The sequence below is a fragment of the Lactiplantibacillus sp. 3062 genome (genome assembly GCF_055413545.1).
In genome coordinates this window covers 1-2,772 of sequence record NZ_JBVAYE010000024.1, presented here as the reverse complement: position 1 = coordinate 2,772, position 2,772 = coordinate 1, and the positions used below count along the sequence as shown (strand labels likewise).

The window sequence follows — 2,772 nt, the reverse complement described above, 5'->3', positions numbered from 1 at the left end:
ACTTTCGAGTGTACTACCGTATCATTGATATCAAGCCTTTTAGCGTCATCATTTTTGGTGAGTGCACCAAAAGTGCACCATATTAATTGACCTGAGAGAGTGCTTTTAAGGTCCGTTCGTCTTCCTGTTGTTGGTCTTCTTTAATCATATGAGCGTAGACGTTACGAGTGATGGAACTGTTCTTATGGCCCAACCGTTTGGAAATGTATTCCATCTTCACGCCACAATAGAGCAGGTAACTAGCGTGGGTGTGCCGCAACCCGTGAAAACTAATCCGTTTAATTCCCAATGAATTGGAGTATTTTTTAAGCAAGTTATCACACGCTCCAGGGGATGGAATACGACCACGCTTGTTCATGAAAACTAGATGATCTGGGTTATCCAATTTAGCTGCCATCTGTAAAGCATGCAGTGTTTTAAGATGATTTAAAAGATCGTCAGTTACAGTTATTGTACGAATACTAGATTCAGTTTTTGTTTTCTTAAATTTTTGGCCATAAACATAATCCCATGACTTATTAACACGGATAGTCTTGTTTTGCCAATCGATATCAGTCCAAGTCAGAGCAGAAACTTCGGCTACTCGCATACCAGTTAGTAGGCCAGTATAGATCATTGATTTTCCAGTAGAAATTAGCTTGATGTTTTTATTGACTTCGATAGCTAGCGTTTGCATGTCTTTCGCGTCAAGGTATTTTAGTTGTGCTGGTTTACCGGAGTGGCCACCTAATTCAACATGTAAGCAGAAATCGGTCTTTATTAAATTATCAGCTACGGCATCGATAATTGCAGCATGAATATGGCCATGCAATTTTTCAACAGATGATTTGCTATGATATGGTTGATTATCTGTCAGTTGTCGCTGTGCACGTTGCTTGGCATTACCGTGCACAAATTCATTGATAAATTGTTGATAACGCAGCCTTGTCATTGACGACAGTTGAACGTTAGGTAGTAACTCAGCAATTTGGCGAAGAGTATATCGATATTCTTGTTCTGTAATTCGGGAAACTTTGCCAAATTTATAGGTTTCTAACCATTTCTCGTAGTAATCTGTAAAGACTGTCGTTGTATCGGATTTTCCTATGGATTGGTCAAATTTAGCTTGTTCCAATTTAGTTGCCCACTGTTCAGCTTCTTTTTTACGAGAAAAGCCACTCTTGTTTTTAAAGTGCCGTTTGCCAAATTCATCATAGTAACTAACGCGAACGGCCCATTTGCCATTTTTCTTTTTAATACTTGCCATTTGAATTTCCTCCTTAAATTTCACCTAGGCGGGTAGAATTTTAAGGACTTGCAGACATCACCTCCTTAGTTGTGATAATATTATGTATGTAAAAAGAGCGGAGTAATCCACTGGCTTTTATTGGTAGCACATCTTACTTCTTGGCGGGAGGGGATGTGCTTTTTGTGTTATAATAGGTGAACAAAATTCATTAATTTCAAGCGAAGGTGAATAATAATGAACTACCAGTCACTCGTTATAAGCATTGTTTTATCTGGAACGTTAGGATTCTTAAATTATAATTTATTGGTAAATCAAGGTACGTTGTCTTCTTACTCTAGTAAAGAAGACCGGTCAGCATGGTGTATCTTATTTTCAATAATGAACTTTCTAATCTATACAATTATTATTAATGTGATAGCAAACAATCCAAATATTTGGAATGTAGTTTTTACCGTACTAATTACTGTAGTAACTAGTATATTAATAACATTTTTGTTACTTCGATTTTTATTTAATAGGGTTGAAATACTATTAAACAAAAGTCGGAGTAATGAAAATTTATCAATGATTTCTACCAAGACACCACATGAGTATGCTTTTGAACATCATGGTTATATGATGGTTTACATTTTTGATTTCAATCATCAATATATATCATCTGGGTTTTTAGAACATTATTCTGAATCACTTGATTTAGAACATCAACTGTTATTAACACCTGAGGAAAAAATGGAACAAAGTACATTTTCAGAGGATGAAGTCATTGAATTAATGAATAAAAACTATTCATCTATCCGAATGGAAGATTATCCACGAGTCTATATAGATAACAAAAGTAAATTAAAGTACTATATCTTTTATTTAAAAAAATAATAATTATTTTTTGGGCTTAACACTGGGCGCTGAGGTTCCATGTGGTACTGGTGCGGTTCTGTTTGGACTGTTTCTCTGGCCAGGCTTTGGTACTACTGGTTTTATAAATTTTGTTGGCTTATCGCTCATTACTATCACCTCCTTAAAAAGCACATCTCAAACTTTGACCGGTTGGGATGTGCTTTTTAGTCCTTATAGGTCGCTATTAGCGAATGCATCCCGTAAAAGAACTAATACCAAAAAAGCAATCCAGATTAAAGGAGAATGGAAATGATAGTAGAAAACAGCAAATATAATTCCAATAACTCCTACGATCATTATCAGCCACGAGACTAGGCTTGAAGTGTAATGTTTCTGATCAAGTGAAGGATTACTTTTAATAGCTGGTTTATATAGAGTAAAATGGGCTATTAATGAAAATATAAAGATAACTGGCAATATCCATAGTGAATCTGCAAATATTGATTTTGGATATGTTTCCTCCAATGCCAGCACTATGAAAAATGGGTAAAAGTCAATATTATTCACAAGAGCATATTTCCAATTGAAATTCATCGATCTAACCATCTCCAATAATTGTTAAGTTTTATATTCAAAAATTTAAACGCGAGCGGCAGGAGTCGGACCTGCATAGTACTCCAAGAAAGAATGGGCTTCAAGACTTGGAACAT

General features: G+C 35.5%; 2 protein-coding genes. One reads left to right on the top strand and one right to left on the bottom strand.

Going from position 1 to position 2,772, the window contains the following annotated elements; translation table 11 throughout:
* Nucleotides 1-82: 82 nt before the first annotated feature.
* The gene (locus ACWQAU_RS15145) at nucleotides 83-1,246 is read right to left on the bottom strand and encodes a site-specific integrase (RefSeq protein ID WP_053338955.1); all 1,164 of its coding nucleotides are present in this window, start codon (nucleotides 1,244-1,246) and stop codon (nucleotides 83-85) included.
* A gap of 216 nt (nucleotides 1,247-1,462) precedes the next feature.
* Here ACWQAU_RS15145 and ACWQAU_RS15140 point away from each other — a divergent pair, with 216 nt between their 5' ends.
* A complete protein-coding gene (locus tag ACWQAU_RS15140; RefSeq protein WP_064972032.1) occupies nucleotides 1,463-2,101 on the top strand; it encodes a hypothetical protein in 639 nt (212 codons plus the stop codon).
* Nucleotides 2,102-2,772: the final 671 nt, after the last annotated feature.